Raw genomic sequence first — 21,190 nt, forward strand, 5'->3', positions numbered from 1 at the left:
TGAAAATCCAATAAAAAACCAGGCTTGAGTATAGCCTGGTTTTGGTTGACTGGCTGTGGTTTTATACAGTCATTACTGGCCGTAATAGGCTTTTGCGCCATGCTTACGCAGATAGTGCTTATCCAGCAGCGTTTGCTGCATATCCGGTAACTGCGGCGCTAACTGACGGCAGAATATCCCCATATAAGCGACTTCTTCCAGCACGATGGCGTTGTGCACCGCATCTTCGGCATTTTTGCCCCATGCAAACGGGCCGTGAGAATGGACCAGAACGCCGGGCATTTGTGCTGCGTCGATCCCCTGTTTTTCGAAGGTTTCTACGATGACGTTACCGGTTTCCCACTCATATTCACCGTTGATTTCTGCGTCGGTCATTTTGCGGGTGCAGGGAATGGTGCCGTAGAAATAGTCGGCGTGGGTGGTACCGGTTGCCGGAATTGACTGGCCCGCCTGCGCCCAGATGGTGGCGTGGCGGGAGTGCGTATGCACAATGCCGCCAATGGACGGGAATGCCTGATAGAGCAGCCGGTGAGTTGGCGTGTCGGAGGAGGGCTTTTTCGTACCTTCAACCACTTCACCGGTTTCGATGCTAACCACGACCATATCGTCAGCGGTCATGATGCTGTAATCGACGCCGGAAGGTTTGATCACAAAGACGCCGCGCTCGCGATCAACGGCGCTGACGTTGCCCCAGGTGAGCGTGACCAGGTTATGTTTTGGCAGCGCCAGGTTGGCTTCTAATACCTGGCGTTTGAGATCTTCTAACATGTTGACTCCTTCGTGCCGGATGCGCTTTGCTTATCCGGCCTACAAAATCGCAGCGTGTAGGCCTGATAAGACGCGCCAGCGTCGCATCAGGCGTTGCATACCTGATGCAGCTACTTAGCGGCGAAACCCGTAATACACTTCGTTCCAGCGCAGCGCGTCTTTAAACGCTGGCAGGCGGGTGTCGTTATCAATCACCGTGATTTCAATGTCGTGCATCTCGGCAAACTGGCGCATATCGTTGAGGTTCAGCGCATGGCTGAAGACGGTATGGTGCGCGCCACCAGCAAGGATCCACGCTTCGGAAGCGGTTGGTAGATCCGGCTGCGCTTTCCACAGCGCATTCGCTACCGGTAGTTTCGGCAGGGTATGCGGCGTTTTCACCGTGTCGATGCAGTTAACCAGCAGACGGTAACGATCGCCGAGATCAATCAAGCTGGCGACAATGGCTGGGCCGGTTTGGGTATTGAAGATCAGGCGGGCAGGATCTTCTTTACCGCCAATACCGAGGTGCTGAACGTCGAGGATCGGTTTCTCTTCTGCGGCGATCGACGGGCAGACTTCCAGCATGTGGGAGCCGAGCACCAGGTCATTGCCTTTCTCGAAGTGATAGGTGTAGTCCTCCATAAAGGAGGTGCCGCCCTGCAGACCGGTTGACATCACCTTCATGATGCGAAGCAGGGCGGCAGTTTTCCAGTCGCCTTCGCCCGCAAAGCCGTAACCCTGCTGCATCAGACGCTGTACGGCCAGACCAGGAAGCTGTTTCAGACCGTGCAAATCTTCAAAGGTGGTGGTGAACGCGTGGAAGCCACCTTGTTCCAGGAAACGCTTCATCCCCAGCTCAATACGCGCCGCTTCCAGCACGTTCTGGCGTTTTTCGCCGTGGATTTGTGTCGCAGGCGTCATGGTGTAGCAGCTTTCGTACTCATCGACCAGCGCGTTAACATCGCCGTCGCTGATGGAGTTCACTACCTGCACCAGATCGCCAACCGCCCAGGTATTGACGGAGAAACCGAACTTGATCTGTGCGGCAACTTTATCACCATCGGTGACCGCCACTTCACGCATGTTATCGCCAAAACGGCAGACTTTCAGATGACGGGTATCCTGTTTAGAGACCGCCTGACGCATCCAGGAGCCGATACGCTCATGGGCTTGTTTATCCTGCCAGTGACCGGTAACGACGGCATGTTGCTGACGCATACGCGCGCCGATGAAGCCGAACTCACGACCGCCATGTGCAGTCTGGTTCAGGTTCATAAAGTCCATATCGATGCTATCCCACGGCAGCGCCGCGTTAAACTGGGTGTGGAATTGCAGCAACGGTTTGTTGAGCATGGTCAGGCCGTTGATCCACATTTTGGCCGGGGAGAAGGTGTGCAGCCACACCACCAGGCCGGCGCAACGATCGTCGTAATTCGCGTCGCGGCAAATAGCGGTGATTTCATCCGGCGTGGTGCCCAGCGGTTTCAACACCAGTTTGCAGGGCAGCTTCGCTTCCGTATTCAGCGCATTAACAACGTGCTCGGCATGTTGGGTGACCTGACGCAGGGTTTCCGGGCCATACAGATGCTGGCTGCCAATTACAAACCACACTTCATAATTATCAAAAATCGTCATTGTCGTGTCCTTATAGAGTCGGAACGGCCTGGGCAGCCTGTGCCGGGGCGGAAGTTGGAAGATAGTGTTGTTCGGCGCTCATCGCCCATTGCTGATAGCGGCGATAAAGCTGTTCAAAGCGTTGTGCCTGTTCGCTGCGCGGTTGCAGGGTTTTCTCTACCGCACTGGCCATTTTTTGCTGGGCTGATGGGATGTCTGCGTGCACTTTCGCGGCGACGGCAGCGAAAATCGCCGCACCGAGCGCACAGCACTGGTCAGAGGCAACAATTTGCAGCGGGCGATTCAGCACGTCGCAGCAGGCCTGCATAATGACCTGGTTTTTCCGCGCGATGCCGCCCAGCGCCATCACGTTATTAACGGCGATCCCCTGATCGGTAAAGCACTCCATGATTGCGCGTGCGCCAAAGGCGGTGGCAGCAATCAAACCGCCGAACAGCAGCGGAGCGTCGGTAGCGAGGTTAAGATCGGTAATCACCCCTTTCAGGCGTTGATTAGCGTTCGGTGTGCGGCGGCCGTTAAACCAGTCGAGCACCACCGGCAGGTGATCTAGAGACGGATTTTTGGCCCATGCTTCGGTCAGCGCCGGAAGCAGTTGTTTCTGGCTGGCGTTGATTTGCTCTTTCAGTTCCGGATGCTGGGCGGCAAGCTGTTCCAGCGGCCAGCCGAGTACGCGACCGAACCAGGCGTAGATATCACCAAACGCCGATTGGCCTGCTTCCAGACCGATAAATCCAGGCACCACGCTGCCATCAACCTGACCGCAAATACCTTTCACTGCCCGCTCGCCAACGCTCTGTTTGTCGGCAATCAGAATGTCGCAGGTGGAAGTACCGATAACTTTTACCAGTGCGTTAGGCTGTGCGCCTGCGCCAACTGCGCCCATATGGCAGTCAAACGCGCCGCCGGAAATCACCACGCTTTCAGGCAGGCCGAGACGCTGCGCCCATTCCGGACATAAAGTGCCTACCGGAATATCGGCAGTCCAGGTATCAGTGAACAGCGGGGAAGGCAAATGGCGATTGAGGATCGGGTCCAGTTCGTCAAAGAAACTGGCTGGCGGCAGGCCGCCCCAGCTTTCGTGCCATAGCGACTTATGCCCGGCGCTGCAACGTCCGCGACGAATATCCTGCGGGCGGGTGGTACCGGAAAGCAGAGCTGGTACCCAGTCGCACAGCTCAATCCACGATGCGGCAGATTGCGCCACGGCGCTGTCCTGGCGAGTCACATGCAGTATTTTTGCCCAGAACCATTCGCTGGAATAAATACCGCCAATATAGCGGGAGTAGTCAACGTTGCCCGGCGTGTGACATAAGCGGGTAATCTCTTCCGCTTCTTCAACCGCGGTGTGGTCTTTCCACAATACGAACATCGCGTTCGGGTTTTCGGCAAACTCCGGGTGCAGCGCCAGCACGTTACCGTCGGCGTCAATCGGTGCGGGCGTCGAGCCGGTTGTGTCAACGCCAATCCCGACCACAGCTGCGCGCTGCTCGGCGCTAAGCTCTGCAAGCACGGTTTTCAGCGCCGCTTCCATTGACTCAATGTAGTCACGCGGATGATGACGGAACTGGTTATTTGGGGCATCACAAAATTGCCCTTTCTGCCAACGGGGATACCACTCTACGCTGGTGGCGATCTCTTCACCGGTGGCGCAGTCCACCGCCAAAGCTCGCACAGAATCACTGCCAAAATCGAGGCCAATTGCAATCGCCATCGTTTCACTCCATCCAAAAAAACGGGTATGGAGAAACAGTAGAGAGTTGCGAAAAAAAGCGTCAGGTAGGATCCGCTAATCTTATGGATAAAAATGCTATGGCATAGCAAAGTGTGACGCCGTGCAAATAATCAATGTGGACTTTTCTGCCGTGATTATAGACACTTTTGTTACGCGTTTTTGTCATGGCTTTGGTCCCGCTTTGTTACAGAATGCTTTTAATAAGCGGGGTTACCGGTTGGATTAGCGAGAAGAGCCAGTAAAAGACGCAGTGACGGCAATGTCTGATGCAATATGGACAATTGGTTTCTTCTCTGAATGGCGGGAGTATGAAAAGTATGGCTGAAGCGCAAAATGATCCCCTGCTGCCGGGATACTCGTTTAACGCCCATCTGGTGGCGGGTTTAACGCCGATTGAGGCCAACGGTTATCTCGATTTTTTTATCGACCGACCACTGGGAATGAAGGGTTATATTCTCAATCTCACCATACGCGGCCAGGGGGTGGTGAAAAATCAGGGACGAGAATTTGTCTGCCGACCGGGTGATATTTTGCTGTTCCCGCCAGGAGAGATTCATCACTACGGTCGTCATCCGGAGGCTCGCGAATGGTATCACCAGTGGGTTTACTTTCGTCCGCGCGCCTACTGGCATGAATGGCTTAACTGGCCGTCAATATTTGCCAATACGGGTTTCTTTCGCCCGGATGAAGCGCACCAGCCGCATTTCAGCGACCTGTTTGGGCAAATCATTAACGCCGGGCAAGGGGAAGGGCGCTATTCGGAGCTGCTGGCGATAAATCTGCTTGAGCAATTGTTACTGCGGCGCATGGAAGCGATTAACGAGTCGCTCCATCCACCGATGGATAATCGGGTACGCGAGGCTTGTCAGTACATCAGCGATCACCTGGCAGACAGCAATTTTGATATCGCCAGCGTCGCACAGCATGTTTGCCTGTCGCCGTCGCGTCTGTCGCATCTGTTCCGCCAGCAGTTAGGAATTAGCGTCTTAAGCTGGCGCGAGGACCAACGCATTAGTCAGGCGAAGCTGCTTTTGAGCACCACCCGGATGCCTATTGCTACCGTCGGTCGCAATGTTGGTTTTGACGATCAACTCTATTTCTCGCGAGTATTTAAAAAATGCACCGGGGCCAGTCCGAGCGAGTTCCGTGCCGGTTGTGAAGAAAAAGTGAATGATGTAGCCGTCAAGTTGTCATAATTGGTAACGAATCAGACAATTGACGACTTGACGGAGTAGCATAGGGTTTGCAGAATCCCTGCTTCGTCCATTTGACAGGCACATTATGCAAGCATTGCTGGAACACTTTATTACCCAATCCACCGTGTATTCATTGATAGCGGTGGTGTTGGTGGCCTTTCTGGAGTCGCTGGCGCTGGTCGGTTTGATTTTACCCGGTACGGTGCTAATGGCGGGACTGGGGGCGCTGATTGGCAGCGGCGAGTTAAGCTTCTGGCACGCGTGGATGGCGGGGATTGTCGGTTGCCTGCTGGGCGACTGGATCTCCTTCTGGCTGGGCTGGCGTTTTAAAAAGCCGTTGCATCGCTGGTCATTTCTTAAGAAAAACAAAGCACTACTTGATAAAACTGAACATGCGTTGCATCAACACAGCATGTTTACCATTCTGGTCGGTCGTTTTGTCGGCCCAACGCGTCCGCTGGTGCCAATGGTGGCGGGAATGCTGGATCTCCCGGTGGCGAAATTTATCACGCCGAATATTATCGGCTGCCTGCTGTGGCCGCCGTTTTACTTCCTGCCAGGGATTCTGGCGGGTGCGGCGATTGATATTCCTGCCGGAATGCAGAGTGGCGAGTTTAAATGGTTGCTGCTGGCGACGGCGGTATTTTTGTGGGTTGGGGGCTGGCTGTGCTGGCGGTTATGGCGCAGCGGCAAAGCAACCGATCGTTTAAGTCATTATTTGTCGCGCGGTCGTTTGTTGTGGCTGACGCCGTTGATTTCTGCCATCGGCGTGGTGGCGCTGGTGGTGTTAATTCGCCACCCGTTGATGCCGGTGTATATCGATATTTTGCGTAAAGTGGTTGGGGTTTAGGGGATAGCCTTGTGCGGGTTGCCTGATGCGACGCTTGCCGCGTCTTATCAGGCCTACAAAACGCACTGTCCGTAGGTCGGATAAGGCGTTCACGCCGCATCCGACAGTGCATACTAACCCGTAATCCCCAATAGTGCCGAAGCACTCGCCTTACCGCTCAACAACTCATTGGTCATACCCTGCCAGGCGATGCGCCCGTCGGCGACTACCACCGAGCGCGTGGCAATCCGCGCAGCATCTTCCACACTGTGCGACACCATCAATAACGTCATTTTTTGCTGTTGGCAGCTCGTGCTCACTAGCGTTAGCATCTCCTGACGTAGCGCCGGATCGAGCGCAGAGAACGGTTCATCGAGCAATAAAATCGGCTGTTCGCGCACCAGACAACGCGCTAACGCCACGCGCTGTCGTTGACCGCCAGAAAGCTCGCCCGGTAATCGCGCCATTAAATTATCAATCCCCATCTGGCGGGCGATAGCGTGCATTTTCTCCTGCTGTGCCGTGTTCAGCTTCAATCCTGGATTAAGCCCCAACCCGATGTTCTGCGCGACCGTCAGGTGACTGAACAGGTTGTTCTCCTGAAACAGCATCGACACCGGACGGCGTGACGGCGGCGTCGTGGTGTGATCAACGCCGTCGATAGTCAGCGAACCGCTGGCTGGCGTCAGAAAACCGGCGATCAAATTCAGCAGGGTACTTTTACCCGCGCCGCTTGGCCCGAGGATCGCCACCTGCTCGCCCCGTTCCACCGTTAAGCTAAAACGCATCGGCAAATGGTGGTAAAGCCAGGTGATATCAGTCAGTTTTAACATTTCGCCCCGGTAGTTTTTCAATCACAGTAAACAGCAGAAAACAGAGTAGCAGCAGAATTAACGCGGTGACCGCGCCGTCCTGGCTGCGATAGGAGCCAATTTGCTGGTAGAGATAAAACGGCAGGGTGCGGAAATCATCGTTACCGAACAACGCCACCACGCCAAAATCACCAATCGATAGCACACAAGCAAAGGCCAGTGCCTGCGCCAGTGGGCGTTTCAGGGCGCGCAGCTCCACCACTTTTAAGCGTGACCAGCCTTCAATGCCCAGCGACTGACACAACATACTGTAACGCGCGGTGATATCGCGCATCGGGTTTTCCAGCACCTTCAGCGCATAAGGGATCGCCATTAACGCATTGGTGAAAATCACAATGCCGTCAGCAGATTGCGGCAGGCCGATAGTGTTGTTGAGCAGTAAAAAGAAGCCCGTAGCCAGCACAATCCCCGGCATGGCGAGGATCAACATGCCGCTCATCTCCAGCGCCTGACCGGCCAGCATTTTTTGCCGCGCCCGCAGTTCGCGACTGCTCCATAGCAGCATCATGGTCAGCACTACGCATAATACGCCTGCCGCCAGCGCAATACGCAACGAGGTCCACAGCGCCTGCCACAGCACCGGCTGCGCCAGCACTTCCGGCAACTGGCGATTTACCCCATCGACGATCACCGCCAGTAACGGTGGTAGCAACAGCAGCAGCGCCAGCACAATTAACACCGTGTCGCAAATGCGGCTATGCAGACGATCGTCCGGGTCGCGCCAGCCTTGCAGCAGCGTAGTGCCGGGCGCAATGGCCTTACTCAATCGCTGACTCAGCAGCACCAGCCCAAGGCAACACACCATCTGGATCAGCGCCAGCATCGCCGCGCGGGCAGGATCGTAGTCGTAACTCAGCGCCTGATAAATAGCCAGTTCGATAGTGGTCGCCTGCGGACCGCCCCCCAGCGACAACACGGTGGCGAAGCTGGCGAAACAGAGCATAAAGATAAGCGCAGCAACTGGCGGGATTTGTCGCCGTAACCACGGCCATTCGACGAAACGAAAGAAGTGCCAGCCACGCATCCCAAGCTGGGCGGCAAGTTGACGTTGTTCGCCGGGAATGTTTTCCAGTGCCTGGAGTAATAAACGGCTAGCCATCGGCAGATTAAAAAACACATGGGCCAGCAAAATGCCTTGCAGGCCGTAGGGCGAAAAGGTCCACTCCAGACCGAGCGATTGGCAGAGTGATGCCAGCCAGCCCTGGCGACCATAGACGCTAAGAATGCCGAAAACAGCAACCAGCACCGGGAGGATCAAGGTCATGGCGCACAGACGCAACAGCGCCAGCCGACCCGGAAAGCGCCTGCGGTAGAGGGCGCGGGCGAGGAATATCGCGGGCACGACAGAGAGCAGCGCAGAGAGAAACGCCTGCCAGAAGGAGAAGCGCACCACATGCCACAGATAGCTGTCCTGCCAGACTGCCGACCAGTCACCCTGCGGCGCGTTCCACCACAGGGCAAGAAACGCCGCCAGCGCAACCGCCACCACCAGCGTGGCGGCGCTTATTCCTGGAATTAACCAGCCGGGAATTAACGGCTGACGGCGCGTTGCCATTCGCTAATCCATGCCTGACGTTGTGCCGCTACCTCGGCTGGCGTGAACTCCAGCGTGGTTGCCGGTTTGGTCAATTGTTCAAAACCGGCAGGCAGCGTGACGTTTGCCACCGGATACATCCAGTTGCCGGTTGGGATCGCATTCTGAAAAGCCGGAGAAACCATAAACTGGAGGAATTTTTGCGCCAGCTCTGGCTGCTTGCTGGCAGCGGTGCGGGCGGCGACTTCCACTTGCAAATAGTGACCTTCGCTGAAGTTCGCGGCGGCGTAGTTATCTTTCTTCTCTTCGAGAATGTGATAAGCCGGAGAGGTGGTGTAACTCAGTACCAGATCGCTTTCACCTTTTAAAAACAGGCCGTAGGCTTCGCTCCAGCCTTTGGTGACCGTGACCGTTTTCTTCGCCAGTTTCTGCCAGGCTTGTGGGGCGTCATCGCCATAGACTTTTTGCATCCACAACAGCAGACCCAGCCCCGGCGTGCTGGTGCGCGGATCCTGATAAATCACCCGCCAGTTTTGATCGCTCTCAACAAGCTCTTTCAGGCTTTGCGGCGGATTTTTCAGTTTGTTCTTGTCATAGACGAAGGCGAAATAGCCGTAATCAAACGGGACGAAAGTGTCATTATTCCAGCCGCCGGGAACGTTAACGGCATCCGCTGCCACACCGCTTTTAGCAAACAGCCCGGTTTTGCTGGCGGCATCTAACAGATTGTTATCCAGCCCCAGCACCACATCGGCTTTGCTGTTTTTGCCTTCCATCCGTAGACGGTTGAGAAGCGAAACGCCATCTTCCAGCGCCACCAGTTTCAGTTCGCAATTACAGTCGGCTTCAAAGGCTTTTTTAACCACCGGACCTGGACCCCAGTCGGCGGCGAAGGAGTCGTAGGTGTAGACGGTCAGAACGGGTTTAGCGAAAACGGGCGCTGTGCACAGCAACAGCAGGGGCAGACATTTTTTTAACACTTTGCACCTCAAAAAAGAGTGGCAAAGGACTTGAGAAGGAGCCTCAAATCCCTTCGCCGGCGTTATCCGGATCAGGTTCGACGGGTATTTTCTCAGCGCACGCGTCTGCGTGGCACCCCGTTGAGAACGGCGTTAGTGTAGTGATTTTGTTATCAACCAGCAATCCATAGAGAAGGCGTATTAAAAAAGCCAATATTCGTTCAGCTATCAAGGACGTATTTGCATAGCTGGGAAGCTTTGAACCGAAAGAATCCCTTAGCACAGTCAAAATCGGTAATGCAACGGCTTATTGCGTGAATGAGCGATTTTTGACAGTATTCTTATTCAGGACGCTTATTCTGAGTTTTTAACTCAGAGTGGAGCTATCAGCATGAAAGTAAGAAACCCAGAACAGATTAGTATCTCTGCTAGTAATACCACTAAAGATCCAGGCCTTACTCATTCTCAGATTATGAGGATGGTTAACCTGGTCAAAAAGTCCGAGAATATGAATATCTTTGAAGAGCTATGGGAGACGTTACGCAATCTCTTCCGGTCAGATAAACATTCCCAGACTGCGGCAAGGCAAATTCTGAAGGATGCATTTTATTTCCATAATAGTGATGACTACTCAAAATACTTTACCGGGGCTGTCGATGGGGATGCGCGTGATAAGTTTACCCACTGGCTGATAAATTTTAATAAACTCAAAGAACATGCAATAGATCCGGAAAATATGGCCGCGAAGGCCTCACTCTCGTCAGGAGATACGTTAAGAGTCAGTTTTTTTATTGGCGATGAGGCGATATTTACTCTGGAGTTGCAGATGAAAGAGAACACCAGGACCGGGTGCATTGATCTGAGTAATGCTTACTTTAACGGGGTTGTCATTAGTGGTATTGACCGTCTCGAGGTTGACCTGAGCAATGCTGAAATGAACAATAGCAGATGGTATGACTGACCTGTGCGAGGTTAACCTGAAAAAGCTGACCGTTCCGGCCAGAACAAGGCCAGACTGCGCCGTTATTGATTAACTCAGAATATGAAAGAGGGGCTGGAATGCCCCTTCTTTAATCTTATTTGCGACGCTAATCAGACGATGCATAAAACAGAGAAAATATAAAAGTAATGTATTTTATTCATTCCGTCTGAATATAAAAAACGCGCTCATGACCGCCAAAAGGCGTGAGCTACTCTGGATCCGGCGGCGCAAACCACGCTGATTTAAAATCGAACCAGCCGAGGGTGTTCATACGCAGGCCGCGCATACTGCGTTGCCCCTGAATGATCAGCCAGTGGTGGATAAGTGGCACCATTGCTTTGCTGGCGACCAGTTGCTGGCACCAGTTCGCCAGGTTCATTTCGCCATTGCGCCAGCGGGCGGCGTCGGCTTGCCAGTCGATCGGAATACAGTGTTGGAGCAGCGGCACCTCGCACAAGTGCGCGAACAGCGAAAAATCCAGCGGCAGCGTAAAGTTGGCGCTGTTAAGCCAGATATCGCTCTCGATCTCTCCTTCATGCCACTGATCGTAGCTGATCTCTTTGATTTCCAGCGTGACCTGGTGACTTGCCAGAATCTGCTGCATGATCCCGGCAATCACCCGATGCTCACTGTGATCCTGATAAAAGGTCAGGGTGAGGCTTTCCAGGCCAGCCGGTTTTTCGCTCTTTATGGTGCGGGCATGGTGCCAACGGGGGAGCAGTCCATAAGCCGGGAACCACAGTTGCTGGTACTGTTCCTCAGCGAAATAGACCAGATTAGTTGGAGAAAGCACATAGCTTACCCAGTCCCTGACTTGCTGATTCGCCCCGCGATGGGTGCGGCTGTCGAAAAGTAAATAGTAGCAACCTTCCTCCAGGCGGCTTTCAATCTCTTTTTCCTCGCCCTGTGGACCTTTTAGCATCAGACCTCCGGCTGGCTCGTCGGCAATTTCCGGCAGAACCCAGACGTTAACTTCGTCGATTAATGCCCGGTAACCGAAGAAGTCATCGAATGCCTGAATTTTCAGTTGATTGGTGCTGTTGCGGATCACCGCATACGGACCCGTTCCGATGGGATGGCTGGCAAAGTTGCTGAGGGTTTCCCATTCGCGCGGCAGGATCATCGCCGGAACTTGCCCCAGTAGTAACGGTAACCAGCGGTCCGGTTGCGTGAGATGGATATCCAGCGTCCAGGGCGTCGGCGACACAATGTCAGCAATATGCGAATAGAGCGGCAGCGTATTGATTCGTTTTAAAGAGGCGATCACGTCGTCCATGTCAAGTTCACGACCATGATGAAAATGGACTCCTGGACGCAAAAAGAAACGCCAGTGAAGCGGTGAAATTTGCTGCCAGTGGTGGGCGATGTCTGCCTCCAGTTCCCCATTTTCCTCATTTATGCGCGTTAGCGAACTGAAGATTTGCCGGGCGATATGGGTTTCGGAACGGCGCAATGCACTGCCAGGTAGCAGATTACGCAATGGACGATAGTAGAGCACGCGCAGGATGTGTCGCCCCTGGCGGAAGCTGCGGCCCAGATGAGAAACCAGCATTTGCCGCACAGTCGCTTTGTCGCCAACCAACTGCACTAGTTGATCGATACGATCCTGCTCCAGCAGGTCCTCTGCTCGCTGTTGCTGAAGCGCCAGCCCGGTATAGAGGAATGTCAGACGCGAGCGTTTGCCGCGCCCGACTTCCGCTTCCCACGTCAGCCAGCCGCGATCCTGCATGGTGTTGAGCAGGGTGCGCATATGACGACGCGAGCAGCTCAATAACGCTGCCAGTTCGTTGAGCGTCGTGTCCTGCGATTTACCCTCGCAGCATTGCCACAGGCGGATGAACTGTTGTTGCAGACGAGCAGATGGCATAAAAGGGGAACTCCTGCGCAAAAGTCAGCAATTTTATTTTCCCTATATTAAGTCAATAATTCCTAACGATGAAGCAAGGAGGTGCCCCATGCGTCAGTTTTATCAGCACTATTTTACCGCGACAGCGAAGTTGTGCTGGTTGCGTTGGTTAAGCGTCCCACAACGATTAACTATGCTTGAAGAACTGATGCAGTGGGAGGGGAGTCATTCTGACTACTGATTTGCGGACATCATGTGTGACTGAGTATTGGTGTTAATCGCCACGCCAGCAGTGATTATCTGCTGGCTTTTTTCTTTTTGGCGATTGAGTGCCGAACGGTTTACAAACTAACGCATAAATGCCGGTTGCTTCTCTTCATAAGACGCAATAGCGTCGTCGTGCTGCAGGGTCAGGCCAATGCTGTCCAGACCATTCATCATGCAGTGGCGGCGGAAGGCATCAATGGTAAAGCGATAGGTTTTCTCTCCCGCTTTCACCTCTTGCGCTTCCAGGTCTACATCAAAATGAATCCCCGGATTGGCTTTCACCAGCGCAAACAGTTCGTCCACTTCTGCATCGCTTAATTTCACCGGCAGCAGCTGGTTGTTAAAGCTATTGCCGTAGAAGATGTCAGCAAAACTCGGCGCAATCACTACTTTAAAACCGTAGTCAGTCAATGCCCAAGGCGCGTGCTCACGCGAGGAGCCACAGCCGAAGTTTTCCCGCGCCAGCAAAATGGAAGCGCCCTGATACTGCGGGAAGTTCAGCACGAAGTCCGGGTTTGGCTGTTGGCCTTTTTCATCCAGAAAACGCCAGTCGTTAAACAGATGCGCGCCAAAACCTGTACGGGTCACTTTCTGCAAAAACTGTTTCGGGATGATTGCATCGGTATCGACATTGGCGGCATCCAGCGGAACCACCAGGCCTGTGTGTTTGATAAATTTCTCTGCCATGGTGTGCTCCTTATTTAATGTTGCGAATGTCGGCGAAATGTCCGGTCACAGCAGCAGCGGCAGCCATTGCCGGGCTGACCAGATGCGTGCGCCCTCCACGCCCCTGGCGGCCTTCAAAGTTACGGTTGCTGGTGGAGGCACAACGCTCACCCGGATTCAGGCGATCGTTGTTCATCGCCAGACACATTGAGCAGCCGGGTAAACGCCATTCAAAACCAGCTTCAATAAAGATTTTGTCCAGACCTTCCGCTTCTGCCTGCGCTTTTACCGGGCCAGAGCCGGGAACCACCAGTGCCTGCACGCCTGGCGCGACTTTCCGCCCTTTGGCGATTTCAGCCGCCGCGCGTAAATCTTCAATACGCGAGTTAGTGCAGGAACCGATAAACACTTTGTCGATAGCCACTTCGGTCAGCGGAATACCCGGTTTCAACCCCATATAGGCCAGCGCTTTTTCTGCCGACGCGCGTTCAACCGGATCGGCAAACGAAGCCGGATCGGGAATGTTGTCGTTCACGGAAATCACCTGGCCTGGGTTGGTGCCCCAGGTGACCTGCGGCGAAATCTCTTCTGCCTGCAAAGTGACAACGGTATCGAAAGTTGCGCCTTCGTCGGTTTGCAGGGTTTTCCAGTAGGCAACGGCGTCGTCGAAATCATTGCCTTTCGGCGCATGCAGACGGCCTTTGACATAGTTAAAGGTAGTTTCGTCCGGTGCAACCAGACCGGCTTTCGCGCCCATTTCGATTGCCATATTGCACAGGGTCATACGACCTTCCATGCTTAAATCACGGATTGCTTCGCCGCAAAACTCCACCACATGCCCGGTGCCGCCTGCGCTGCCGGTTTTACCGATAATCGCCAGCACGATATCTTTCGCGGTAATGCCTGGCGCGGCTTTGCCCTGGACTTCAATTTTCATGGTCTTCGCACGACCCTGTTTCAGGGTTTGCGTTGCCAGTACGTGTTCAACTTCGGAAGTGCCGATACCAAAGGCCAGTGCGCCAAACGCGCCGTGAGTGGCGGTATGCGAGTCGCCGCAGACGATGGTCATCCCCGGCAATGTGACGCCCTGTTCCGGCCCCATTACGTGGACGATCCCCTGATACGGGTGATTCAGGTCATACAACTCGACGCCAAATTCTTTGCAGTTTTTGATCAGCTCCTGCATCTGGATGCGCGCCATTTCACCGCAGGCATTAATGTCTTTAGTCTGAGTTGAGACGTTGTGATCCATGGTGGCGAAGGTTTTCCCCGGCTGACGTACCGGGCGACCGTGGGCGCGCAGACCATCGAACGCCTGCGGTGAGGTCACTTCATGCACCAGGTGGCGGTCGATATATAACAGCGGGGTTTCGTTTTCGGCTTCGTACACTACGTGAGCGTCGAACAATTTTTCGTATAACGTTTTAGCCATGATTACACCCCTTCTGCCACATAGCGGGCAATGATATCGCCCATTTCATCGGTACTAACGGCGGCAGCGCCACGGGCCAAATCCCTGGTGCGAATGCCTTCTTCTAATGCGCGGTTAATGGCGCGTTCAATGGTGGAAGCCGCATCATCGGCATCCAGGCTGTAGCGCAGCAGCAGTGCCAGCGACAGGATTTGTGCAATCGGGTTGGCGATATTTTTGCCTGCGATATCTGGTGCGGAGCCGCCTGCCGGTTCATACAGACCAAAACCTTGTTCGTTCAGGCTGGCGGAAGGCAACATCCCCATTGAGCCAGTGATCATTGCGCACTCGTCAGACAGAATGTCGCCAAACAGGTTGGAGCACAGCAGAACGTCAAACTGTGATGGATCTTTAATCAGCTGCATGGTGGCGTTGTCGATGTACATATGCGCCAGTTCGACATCCGGGTATTCCGTGGCGATCTCGTTAACGATCTCCCGCCATAAAATAGAGGATTGCAGCACGTTGGCTTTGTCGATAGACGTCACTTTATGGCGACGTTTACGAGCAGATTCAAACGCGATGCGGGCGATACGTTCAATCTCAAAACGGTGATACACCTCGGTATCAAACGCTTTTTCATATTGTCCGCTACCTTCGCGGCCTTTTGGCTGACCGAAATAGATGCCGCCGGTCAGTTCGCGCACGCACAGGATGTCGAAGCCGTTAGCGGCAATGTCAGCACGCAGCGGACAGAATGCTTCCAGCCCCTGATACAGTTTTGCCGGACGCAGATTGCTGAATAATTTGAAGTGCTTACGCAAAGGCAACAGTGCGCCGCGTTCTGGTTGCTGGTCTGGCGGCAAATGTTCCCACTTCGGGCCGCCTACCGAGCCAAACAGAACGGCATCGGCTTGCTCACAACCTTCAACCGTCGCAGGCGGCAGCGGCTGCCCGTGGTTATCAATGGCTGCGCCGCCTACATCGTAATGGCTGGTGGTGATACGCATCGCAAAGCGGTTGCGCACAGCATCCAGCACTTTCAGCGCCTGGGTCATCACTTCCGGACCAATACCGTCCCCCGGCAATACGGCAATATGGTAATTCTTCGACATCACACGGTTTCCTTGTTGTTTTCGTTGTGTTGAGCTTTGCGTTGCAACTCTTTTTCGACTTCTGTGGCACGCCAGATATTGTTAAGTACGTGCACCATGGCTTTGGCGGAGGACTCGACAATATCGGTGGCCAGGCCGACGCCGTGGAAGCGGCGACCGTTGTAGTTGGCGACAATATCCACCTGACCCAGCGCATCTTTACCGTGACCTTTGGCGGTCAGGCTGTATTTCACCAGTTCGACGTTATAGTCAGTGATGCGGTTTATCGCCTGATAGACGGCATCGACCGGGCCGTTACCGTTGGCGGCTTCTGCTTTGACTTCTTCGCCGCAGGCCAGTTTGACGGCGGCAGTGGCAATATCGTTAGAACCTGACTGCACGCTGAAGTAATCCAGACGGAAATGCTCTGGCTCTTCTTGCTGCTTACCGATGAAGGCCAGCGCCTCCAGATCGTAATCAAACACCTGACCTTTTTTGTCCGCCAGCTTCAGGAAAGCATCGTACAAATTGTCTAAATTATATTCACTTTCTTTATACCCCATCTCATCCATGCGATGTTTCACCGCCGCACGCCCCGAACGAGAGGTCAGATTCAGCTGGATTTGGTTCAGACCAATAGATTCTGGTGTCATGATTTCGTAGTTTTCGCGGTTTTTCAGCACGCCATCCTGGTGGATACCGGAGGAGTGTGCGAATGCGCCGCTGCCAACAATGGCTTTGTTCGCCGGGATCGGCATATTACAAATCTGGCTAACTAACTGGCTGGTGCGCCATATCTCCTGGTGATTAATGGCGGTGTGGACGTTGAGAATATCCTTACGAACTTTGATCGCCATGATGACTTCTTCCAGCGAACAGTTACCGGCGCGTTCGCCGATCCCGTTCATTGCACCTTCCACCTGGCGTGCACCGGCATGTACCGCCGCCAGTGAGTTGCCGACCGCCAGGCCCAAATCGTCGTGGGTATGTACGGAAATAATGGCTTTGTCGATGTTAGGCACGCGTTCATACAGGCCGCTGATGATTCCTGCGAACTCAAATGGCATGGTGTAGCCCACGGTGTCCGGAATGTTGATGGTGGTGGCACCGGCATTAATCGCCGCTTCGACCACTCGCGCCAGATCGGCAATTGGGGTGCGTCCGGCATCTTCGCAAGAAAATTCAACATCATCGGTGTAGTTACGGGCGCGTTTCACCATATAGATAGCGCGTTCGATCACCTCGTCCAGCGTGCTACGCAGCTTGGTGGCAATGTGCATTGGCGAAGTGGCAATAAAGGTATGAATCCGGAAGGCTTCGGCGACTTTCAGAGATTCAGCTGCCACGTCAATATCTTTCTCCACGCAGCGAGCTAACGCACATACGCGGCTGTTTTTGACCTGGCGAGCGATGGTTTGCACCGATTCAAAATCACCCGGCGAAGAGACGGGGAACCCGACTTCCATCACGTCAACACCCATACGCTCAAGGGCCAGCGCAATTTGCAGTTTTTCTTTCACACTCAAGCTTGCCTGTAACGCCTGTTCACCGTCGCGCAATGTGGTATCGAAAATAATGACTTGCTGGCTCATGGTTTGGGTCCTTGTCTCTTTTTGAGCGCCTCGCTTCGGGCATAAAAAAACCCGCGCAATGGCGCGGGTTTTTTGTTTGACTGAGTGCTGACTTAATTCTGAATGCCGCTCACCAGTCTACCGCGCAAAGAAGATGCGTTTAGTAGTAGTAGACCGATAAAGCGAACGATGTGAGTCATTAAATCAGCTCCAGATGAATGCGATATGCTTTTAGAGTTACTGGATACAAAAACGGATGTCAACCCTGACGCAATAAAAACGTCCCGCCAGCATGAGTTCTGCATCCGTCAAATTAGCTAATTGTGCTGCGGTGGTTAAAACAAGCGATATTAATTTCTGCTTAACCACCGCTGCTTTTCATCGGTTGACATATTTCAGAATAAATTTTTGCATCTAATCGACGAGGGAAAGGGGGGATAAAATGCACGCGTTACAAAACCTATCCTGATGATTTGTATTGAATTATATGTTTTGCGAATTTTTTGATATTCATTTGGTGAATATTATTGATCAATTAATGTTAAGAATTAATGCATTAAACATATAAATTAATTATTAAAAAAGCACATTTAATCCATTTTGTGGATGATTGAGTATTCGTGGTAGTTATGATTAGATTGTTTTCGCAACAAAAACATTATGGATTATTATGCTGTGGTAAATGACTCTTTGCTCGGCAGTGGATTCTGTTTTTATCAGAACCCGTATCTTTATGTTTTCCTAATTTTACTCATTTTCCTTTTTCTTATTTTATATGCATGATAAATCATATTCTCGAGGATTATTTCTCTGCATTCCAATAAGGGAAAGGGAGTTAAGTGTGACAGTGGAGTTAAGTATGCCAGAGGTACAAACAGATCATCCAGAGACGGCGGAGTTAAGCAAGCCACAGCTACGCATGGTCGATCTCAACTTATTAACCGTTTTCGATGCCGTGATGCAGGAGCAAAACATTACCCGTGCCGCTCATGTTCTGGGAATGTCGCAACCTGCGGTCAGTAACGCTGTTGCACGCCTGAAGGTGATGTTTAATGACGAGCTTTTTGTTCGTTATGGCCGTGGTATTCAACCGACTGCTCGCGCATTTCAACTTTTTGGTTCAGTTCGTCAGGCATTGCAACTAGTACAAAATGAATTGCCTGGTTCAGGTTTTGAACCCGCGAGCAGTGAACGTGTATTTCATCTTTGTGTTTGCAGCCCGTTAGACAGCATTCTGACCTCGCAGATTTATAATCACATTGAGCAGATTGCGCCAAATATACATGTTATGTTCAAGTCTTCATTAAATCAGAACACTGAACATCAGCTGCGTTATCAGGAAACGGAGTTTGTGATTAGTTATGAAGACTTCCATCGTCCTGAATTTACCAGCGTGCCATTATTTAAAGATGAAATGGTGCTGGTAGCCAGCAAAAATCATCCAACAATTAAAGGCCCGTTACTGAAACATGATGTTTATAACGAACAACATGCGGCGGTTTCGCTCGATCGTTTCGCGTCATTTAGTCAACCGTGGTATGACACGGTAGATAAGCAAGCCAGTATCGCGTATCAGGGCATGGCAATGATGAGCGTACTTAGCGTGGTGTCGCAAACGCATCTGGTCGCTATTGCGCCGCGTTGGCTGGCTGAAGAGTTCGCTGAATCCTTAGAGTTACAGGTATTACCGCTGCCGTTAAAACAAAACAGCAGAACCTGTTATCTCTCCTGGCATGAAGCTGCCGGGCGCGATAAAGGCCATCAGTGGATGGAAGAGCAATTAGTCTCAATTTGCAAACGCTAACTGAATGCAGAATAGGTCAGACATCAATGTCTGGTTTATTCTGCATTTTTTATTAAATGTAGAATTTTATCCTGAATGTGTGGACTCTCTATTTTAGGATTAATTAAAAAAATAGAGAAATTGCTGTAAGTTGTGGGATTCAGCCGATTTATTATCAATTTAATCCTTCGTAATGGAGGATTTTATCGTTTCTTTTCACCTTTCCTCCTGTTTATTCTTATTACCCTGCGTTTATGTCTCTGGCTGCCAATTGCTTAAGCAAGATCGGACGGTTAATGTGTTTTACACATTTTTTCCGTCAAACAGTGAGGCAGGCCATGGAGATGTTGTCTGGAGCCGAGATGGTCGTCCGATCGCTTATCGATCAGGGCGTTAAACAAGTATTCGGTTATCCCGGAGGCGCAGTCCTTGATATTTATGATGCATTGCATACCGTGGGTGGTATTGATCATGTATTAGTTCGTCATGAGCAGGCGGCGGTGCATATGGCCGATGGCTTGGCGCGCGCGACCGGGGAAGTCGGCGTCGTGCTGGTAACGTCGGGTCCAGGGGCGACCAATGCGATTACCGGCATCGCCACCGCTTATATGGATTCCATTCCATTAGTTGTCCTTTCCGGGCAGGTAGCGACCTCGTTGATAGGCTACGATGCCTTTCAGGAGTGCGACATGGTGGGGATTTCTCGCCCGGTGGTTAAACACAGTTTTCTGGTTAAGCAAACGGAAGACATTCCGCAGGTGCTGAAAAAGGCTTTCTGGCTGGCGGCAAGTGGTCGCCCTGGGCCCGTGGTCGTTGATTTACCCAAAGATATTCTTAATCCGGCGAACAAATTACCCTATGTCTGGCCGGAGTCGGTCAGTATGCGATCTTACAATCCCACTACTACCGGACATAAAGGGCAAATTAAGCGTGCTCTGCAAACGCTGGTGGCGGCAAAAAAACCGGTTGTCTATGTAGGCGGTGGGGCAATCACGGCGGGCTGTCATCAGCAGCTAAAAGAAACGGTGGAGGCGTTGAATCTGCCCGTTGTTTCCTCATTAATGGGGCTGGGGGCGTTTCCGGCAACGCATCGTCAGGCACTGGGCATGCTGGGAATGCACGGCACCTACGAAGCTAATATGACGATGCATAACGCGGATGTGATTTTTGCCGTCGGGGTACGTTTTGATGACCGAACGACGAACAATCTGGCGAAGTACTGCCCAAATGCCACGGTTCTGCATATCGATATTGATCCTACTTCCATTTCTAAAACCGTGACTGCTGATATCCCGATTGTGGGGGATGCTCGCCAGGTCCTCGAACAAATGCTTGAACTCCTGTCGCAAGAATCCGTCCATCAACCGCTGGATGAGATCCGCGACTGGTGGCAGCAGATTGAACAGTGGCGGGCTCGTCAGTGCCTGAAATATGACTCTTACAGTGAAAAGATTAAACCGCAGGCGGTGATCGAGACTCTTTGGCGGTTGACGAAGGGGGACGCTTACGTGACGTCCGATGTCGGGCAGCACCAGATGTTTGCTGCGCTTTATTATCCATTCGACAAACCGCGTCGCTGGATCAACTCTGGCGGCCTCGGCACGATGGGTTTTGGTTTACCTGCGGCACTGGGCGTCAAAATGGCGTTGCCAGAAGAAACCGTGGTTTGCGTCACTGGCGACGGCAGTATTCAGATGAACATTCAGGAACTGTCTACCGCGTTGCAATACGAGTTGCCCGTACTGGTGGTGAATCTCAATAACCGCTATCTGGGGATGGTAAAACAGTGGCAAGACATGATCTATTCCGGCCGTCATTCACAATCTTATATGCAGTCACTACCCGATTTCGTTCGTCTGGCGGAAGCCTATGGTCACGTCGGGATCCAGATCTCTCATCCGCAAGAACTGGAAAGCAAACTTAGCGAGGCGCTGGAACAGGTGCGCAATAATCGCCTGGTGTTTGTTGATGTTACCGTCGATGGCAGTGAGCACGTCTACCCGATGCAGATTCGCGGGGGCGGAATGGATGAAATGTGGTTAAGCAAAACGGAGAGAACCTGA

19 protein-coding genes and 1 riboswitch are annotated in these 21,190 nt (G+C 52.6%); of the genes, 6 read left to right on the forward strand and 13 right to left on the reverse strand.

Translation table 11 applies throughout. The annotated features are described in order from the left end of the window. Window positions 1–72: 72 nt before the first annotated feature. From araD to araB, 3 genes are all read right to left on the reverse strand, one after another. Window positions 73–768 carry an L-ribulose-5-phosphate 4-epimerase gene (araD, locus tag ACJHXB_RS04535; RefSeq protein ID WP_000888658.1) on the reverse strand — a complete coding sequence of 232 codons (696 nt, stop codon included), beginning with the start codon at window positions 766–768 and terminating at the stop codon, window positions 73–75. A 114-nt stretch (window positions 769–882) separates the two neighbouring features. Next, window positions 883–2,385: an L-arabinose isomerase gene (gene araA / locus ACJHXB_RS04540; RefSeq protein ID WP_000151728.1), complete on the reverse strand. Its 1,503-nt coding sequence runs from the start codon at window positions 2,383–2,385 to the stop codon at window positions 883–885. A gap of 10 nt (window positions 2,386–2,395) precedes the next feature. Further along, the gene (araB, locus tag ACJHXB_RS04545; protein WP_000951838.1) at window positions 2,396–4,096 is read right to left on the reverse strand and encodes a ribulokinase; all 1,701 of its coding nucleotides are present in this window, start codon (window positions 4,094–4,096) and stop codon (window positions 2,396–2,398) included. Window positions 4,097–4,434: 338 nt separating this feature from the next. On the opposite strand from araB, the gene araC reads away from it, so the two are divergent. Further along, window positions 4,435–5,313 (forward strand): arabinose operon transcriptional regulator AraC, encoded by an 879-nt coding sequence (gene araC, locus ACJHXB_RS04550; protein ID WP_001300811.1) that lies wholly within the window; start codon window positions 4,435–4,437, stop codon window positions 5,311–5,313. 85 nt (window positions 5,314–5,398) lie between these two features. Further along, entirely contained in the window at window positions 5,399–6,163 is a 765-nt protein-coding gene (locus ACJHXB_RS04555; protein ID WP_001148378.1) for a DedA family protein, read from the forward strand. 113 nt (window positions 6,164–6,276) lie between these two features. Here the strand turns inward: ACJHXB_RS04555 and thiQ are convergent, their stop codons facing one another. Genes thiQ through thiB form a run of 3 tightly spaced genes read right to left on the reverse strand, consistent with a single transcriptional unit; the run spans window position 6,277 to window position 9,528 of the window. Then, window positions 6,277–6,975 carry a thiamine ABC transporter ATP-binding protein ThiQ gene (thiQ, locus tag ACJHXB_RS04560; RefSeq protein WP_000916301.1) on the reverse strand — a complete coding sequence of 233 codons (699 nt, stop codon included), beginning with the start codon at window positions 6,973–6,975 and terminating at the stop codon, window positions 6,277–6,279. Further along, the gene (thiP, locus tag ACJHXB_RS04565) at window positions 6,959–8,569 is read right to left on the reverse strand and encodes a thiamine/thiamine pyrophosphate ABC transporter permease ThiP (RefSeq protein WP_000235617.1); all 1,611 of its coding nucleotides are present in this window, start codon (window positions 8,567–8,569) and stop codon (window positions 6,959–6,961) included. Before thiP ends, thiQ begins: the two co-directional genes overlap by 17 nt. Next, window positions 8,545–9,528, reverse strand: coding sequence for a thiamine ABC transporter substrate binding subunit (thiB, locus tag ACJHXB_RS04570; protein WP_001469031.1), 984 nt, complete (start codon window positions 9,526–9,528; stop codon window positions 8,545–8,547). The genes thiP and thiB overlap by 25 nt, the downstream gene beginning before the upstream one ends. A 30-nt stretch (window positions 9,529–9,558) precedes the next feature. Beyond that, window positions 9,559–9,658, reverse strand: a riboswitch (TPP riboswitch). Window positions 9,659–9,898: 240 nt separating this feature from the next. On the opposite strand from thiB, the gene espY2 reads away from it, so the two are divergent. Beyond that, window positions 9,899–10,468: a T3SS effector EspY2 gene (gene espY2, locus ACJHXB_RS04575; RefSeq protein WP_000868331.1), complete on the forward strand. Its 570-nt coding sequence runs from the start codon at window positions 9,899–9,901 to the stop codon at window positions 10,466–10,468. Between the two features lie 229 nt (window positions 10,469–10,697). Here the strand turns inward: espY2 and sgrR are convergent, their stop codons facing one another. Beyond that, window positions 10,698–12,356 (reverse strand): DNA-binding transcriptional regulator SgrR, encoded by a 1,659-nt coding sequence (gene sgrR / locus ACJHXB_RS04580; protein ID WP_001138617.1) that lies wholly within the window; start codon window positions 12,354–12,356, stop codon window positions 10,698–10,700. A gap of 88 nt (window positions 12,357–12,444) precedes the next feature. Here sgrR and sgrT point away from each other — a divergent pair, with 88 nt between their 5' ends. Next, window positions 12,445–12,576 (forward strand): glucose uptake inhibitor SgrT, encoded by a 132-nt coding sequence (gene sgrT / locus ACJHXB_RS04585; RefSeq protein ID WP_001248768.1) that lies wholly within the window; start codon window positions 12,445–12,447, stop codon window positions 12,574–12,576. Between the two features lie 107 nt (window positions 12,577–12,683). On the opposite strand, the gene leuD is transcribed toward sgrT, so the two are convergent. The 5 genes from leuD to leuL form a co-directional block, all read right to left on the reverse strand. Next, window positions 12,684–13,289 (reverse strand): 3-isopropylmalate dehydratase small subunit, encoded by a 606-nt coding sequence (gene leuD, locus ACJHXB_RS04590; protein WP_000818231.1) that lies wholly within the window; start codon window positions 13,287–13,289, stop codon window positions 12,684–12,686. A gap of 10 nt (window positions 13,290–13,299) precedes the next feature. Further along, window positions 13,300–14,700 carry a 3-isopropylmalate dehydratase large subunit gene (gene leuC, locus ACJHXB_RS04595; protein ID WP_001140667.1) on the reverse strand — a complete coding sequence of 467 codons (1,401 nt, stop codon included), beginning with the start codon at window positions 14,698–14,700 and terminating at the stop codon, window positions 13,300–13,302. Window positions 14,701–14,702: 2 nt separating this feature from the next. Continuing rightward, window positions 14,703–15,794 (reverse strand): 3-isopropylmalate dehydrogenase, encoded by a 1,092-nt coding sequence (leuB, locus tag ACJHXB_RS04600; protein WP_000042361.1) that lies wholly within the window; start codon window positions 15,792–15,794, stop codon window positions 14,703–14,705. Continuing rightward, a complete protein-coding gene (gene leuA / locus ACJHXB_RS04605) occupies window positions 15,794–17,365 on the reverse strand; it encodes a 2-isopropylmalate synthase (RefSeq protein WP_000082847.1) in 1,572 nt (523 codons plus the stop codon). Before leuA ends, leuB begins: the two co-directional genes overlap by 1 nt. Before the next feature lie 92 nt (window positions 17,366–17,457). Continuing rightward, a complete protein-coding gene (gene leuL, locus ACJHXB_RS04610) occupies window positions 17,458–17,544 on the reverse strand; it encodes a leu operon leader peptide (protein WP_032141177.1) in 87 nt (28 codons plus the stop codon). Window positions 17,545–18,203: 659 nt separating this feature from the next. Here leuL and leuO point away from each other — a divergent pair. Continuing rightward, window positions 18,204–19,148, forward strand: coding sequence for a transcriptional regulator LeuO (gene leuO / locus ACJHXB_RS04615; RefSeq protein WP_001115472.1), 945 nt, complete (start codon window positions 18,204–18,206; stop codon window positions 19,146–19,148). Window positions 19,149–19,302: 154 nt separating this feature from the next. Here leuO and ACJHXB_RS04620 read toward each other — a convergent pair whose 3' ends face one another. Continuing rightward, window positions 19,303–19,347, reverse strand: a complete 45-nt coding sequence (locus tag ACJHXB_RS04620; RefSeq protein ID WP_128566915.1) for a hypothetical protein — start codon at window positions 19,345–19,347, stop codon at window positions 19,303–19,305. Window positions 19,348–19,465: 118 nt separating this feature from the next. Between ACJHXB_RS04620 and ilvI the strand changes: the two genes are divergently transcribed. Beyond that, entirely contained in the window at window positions 19,466–21,190 is a 1,725-nt protein-coding gene (gene ilvI, locus ACJHXB_RS04625; protein ID WP_000425672.1) for an acetolactate synthase 3 large subunit, read from the forward strand.

This window comes from Escherichia sp. WS3227_2 (assembly GCF_046486495.1).
GTDB classification, from domain to species: Bacteria; Pseudomonadota; Gammaproteobacteria; order Enterobacterales; family Enterobacteriaceae; genus Escherichia; species Escherichia coli.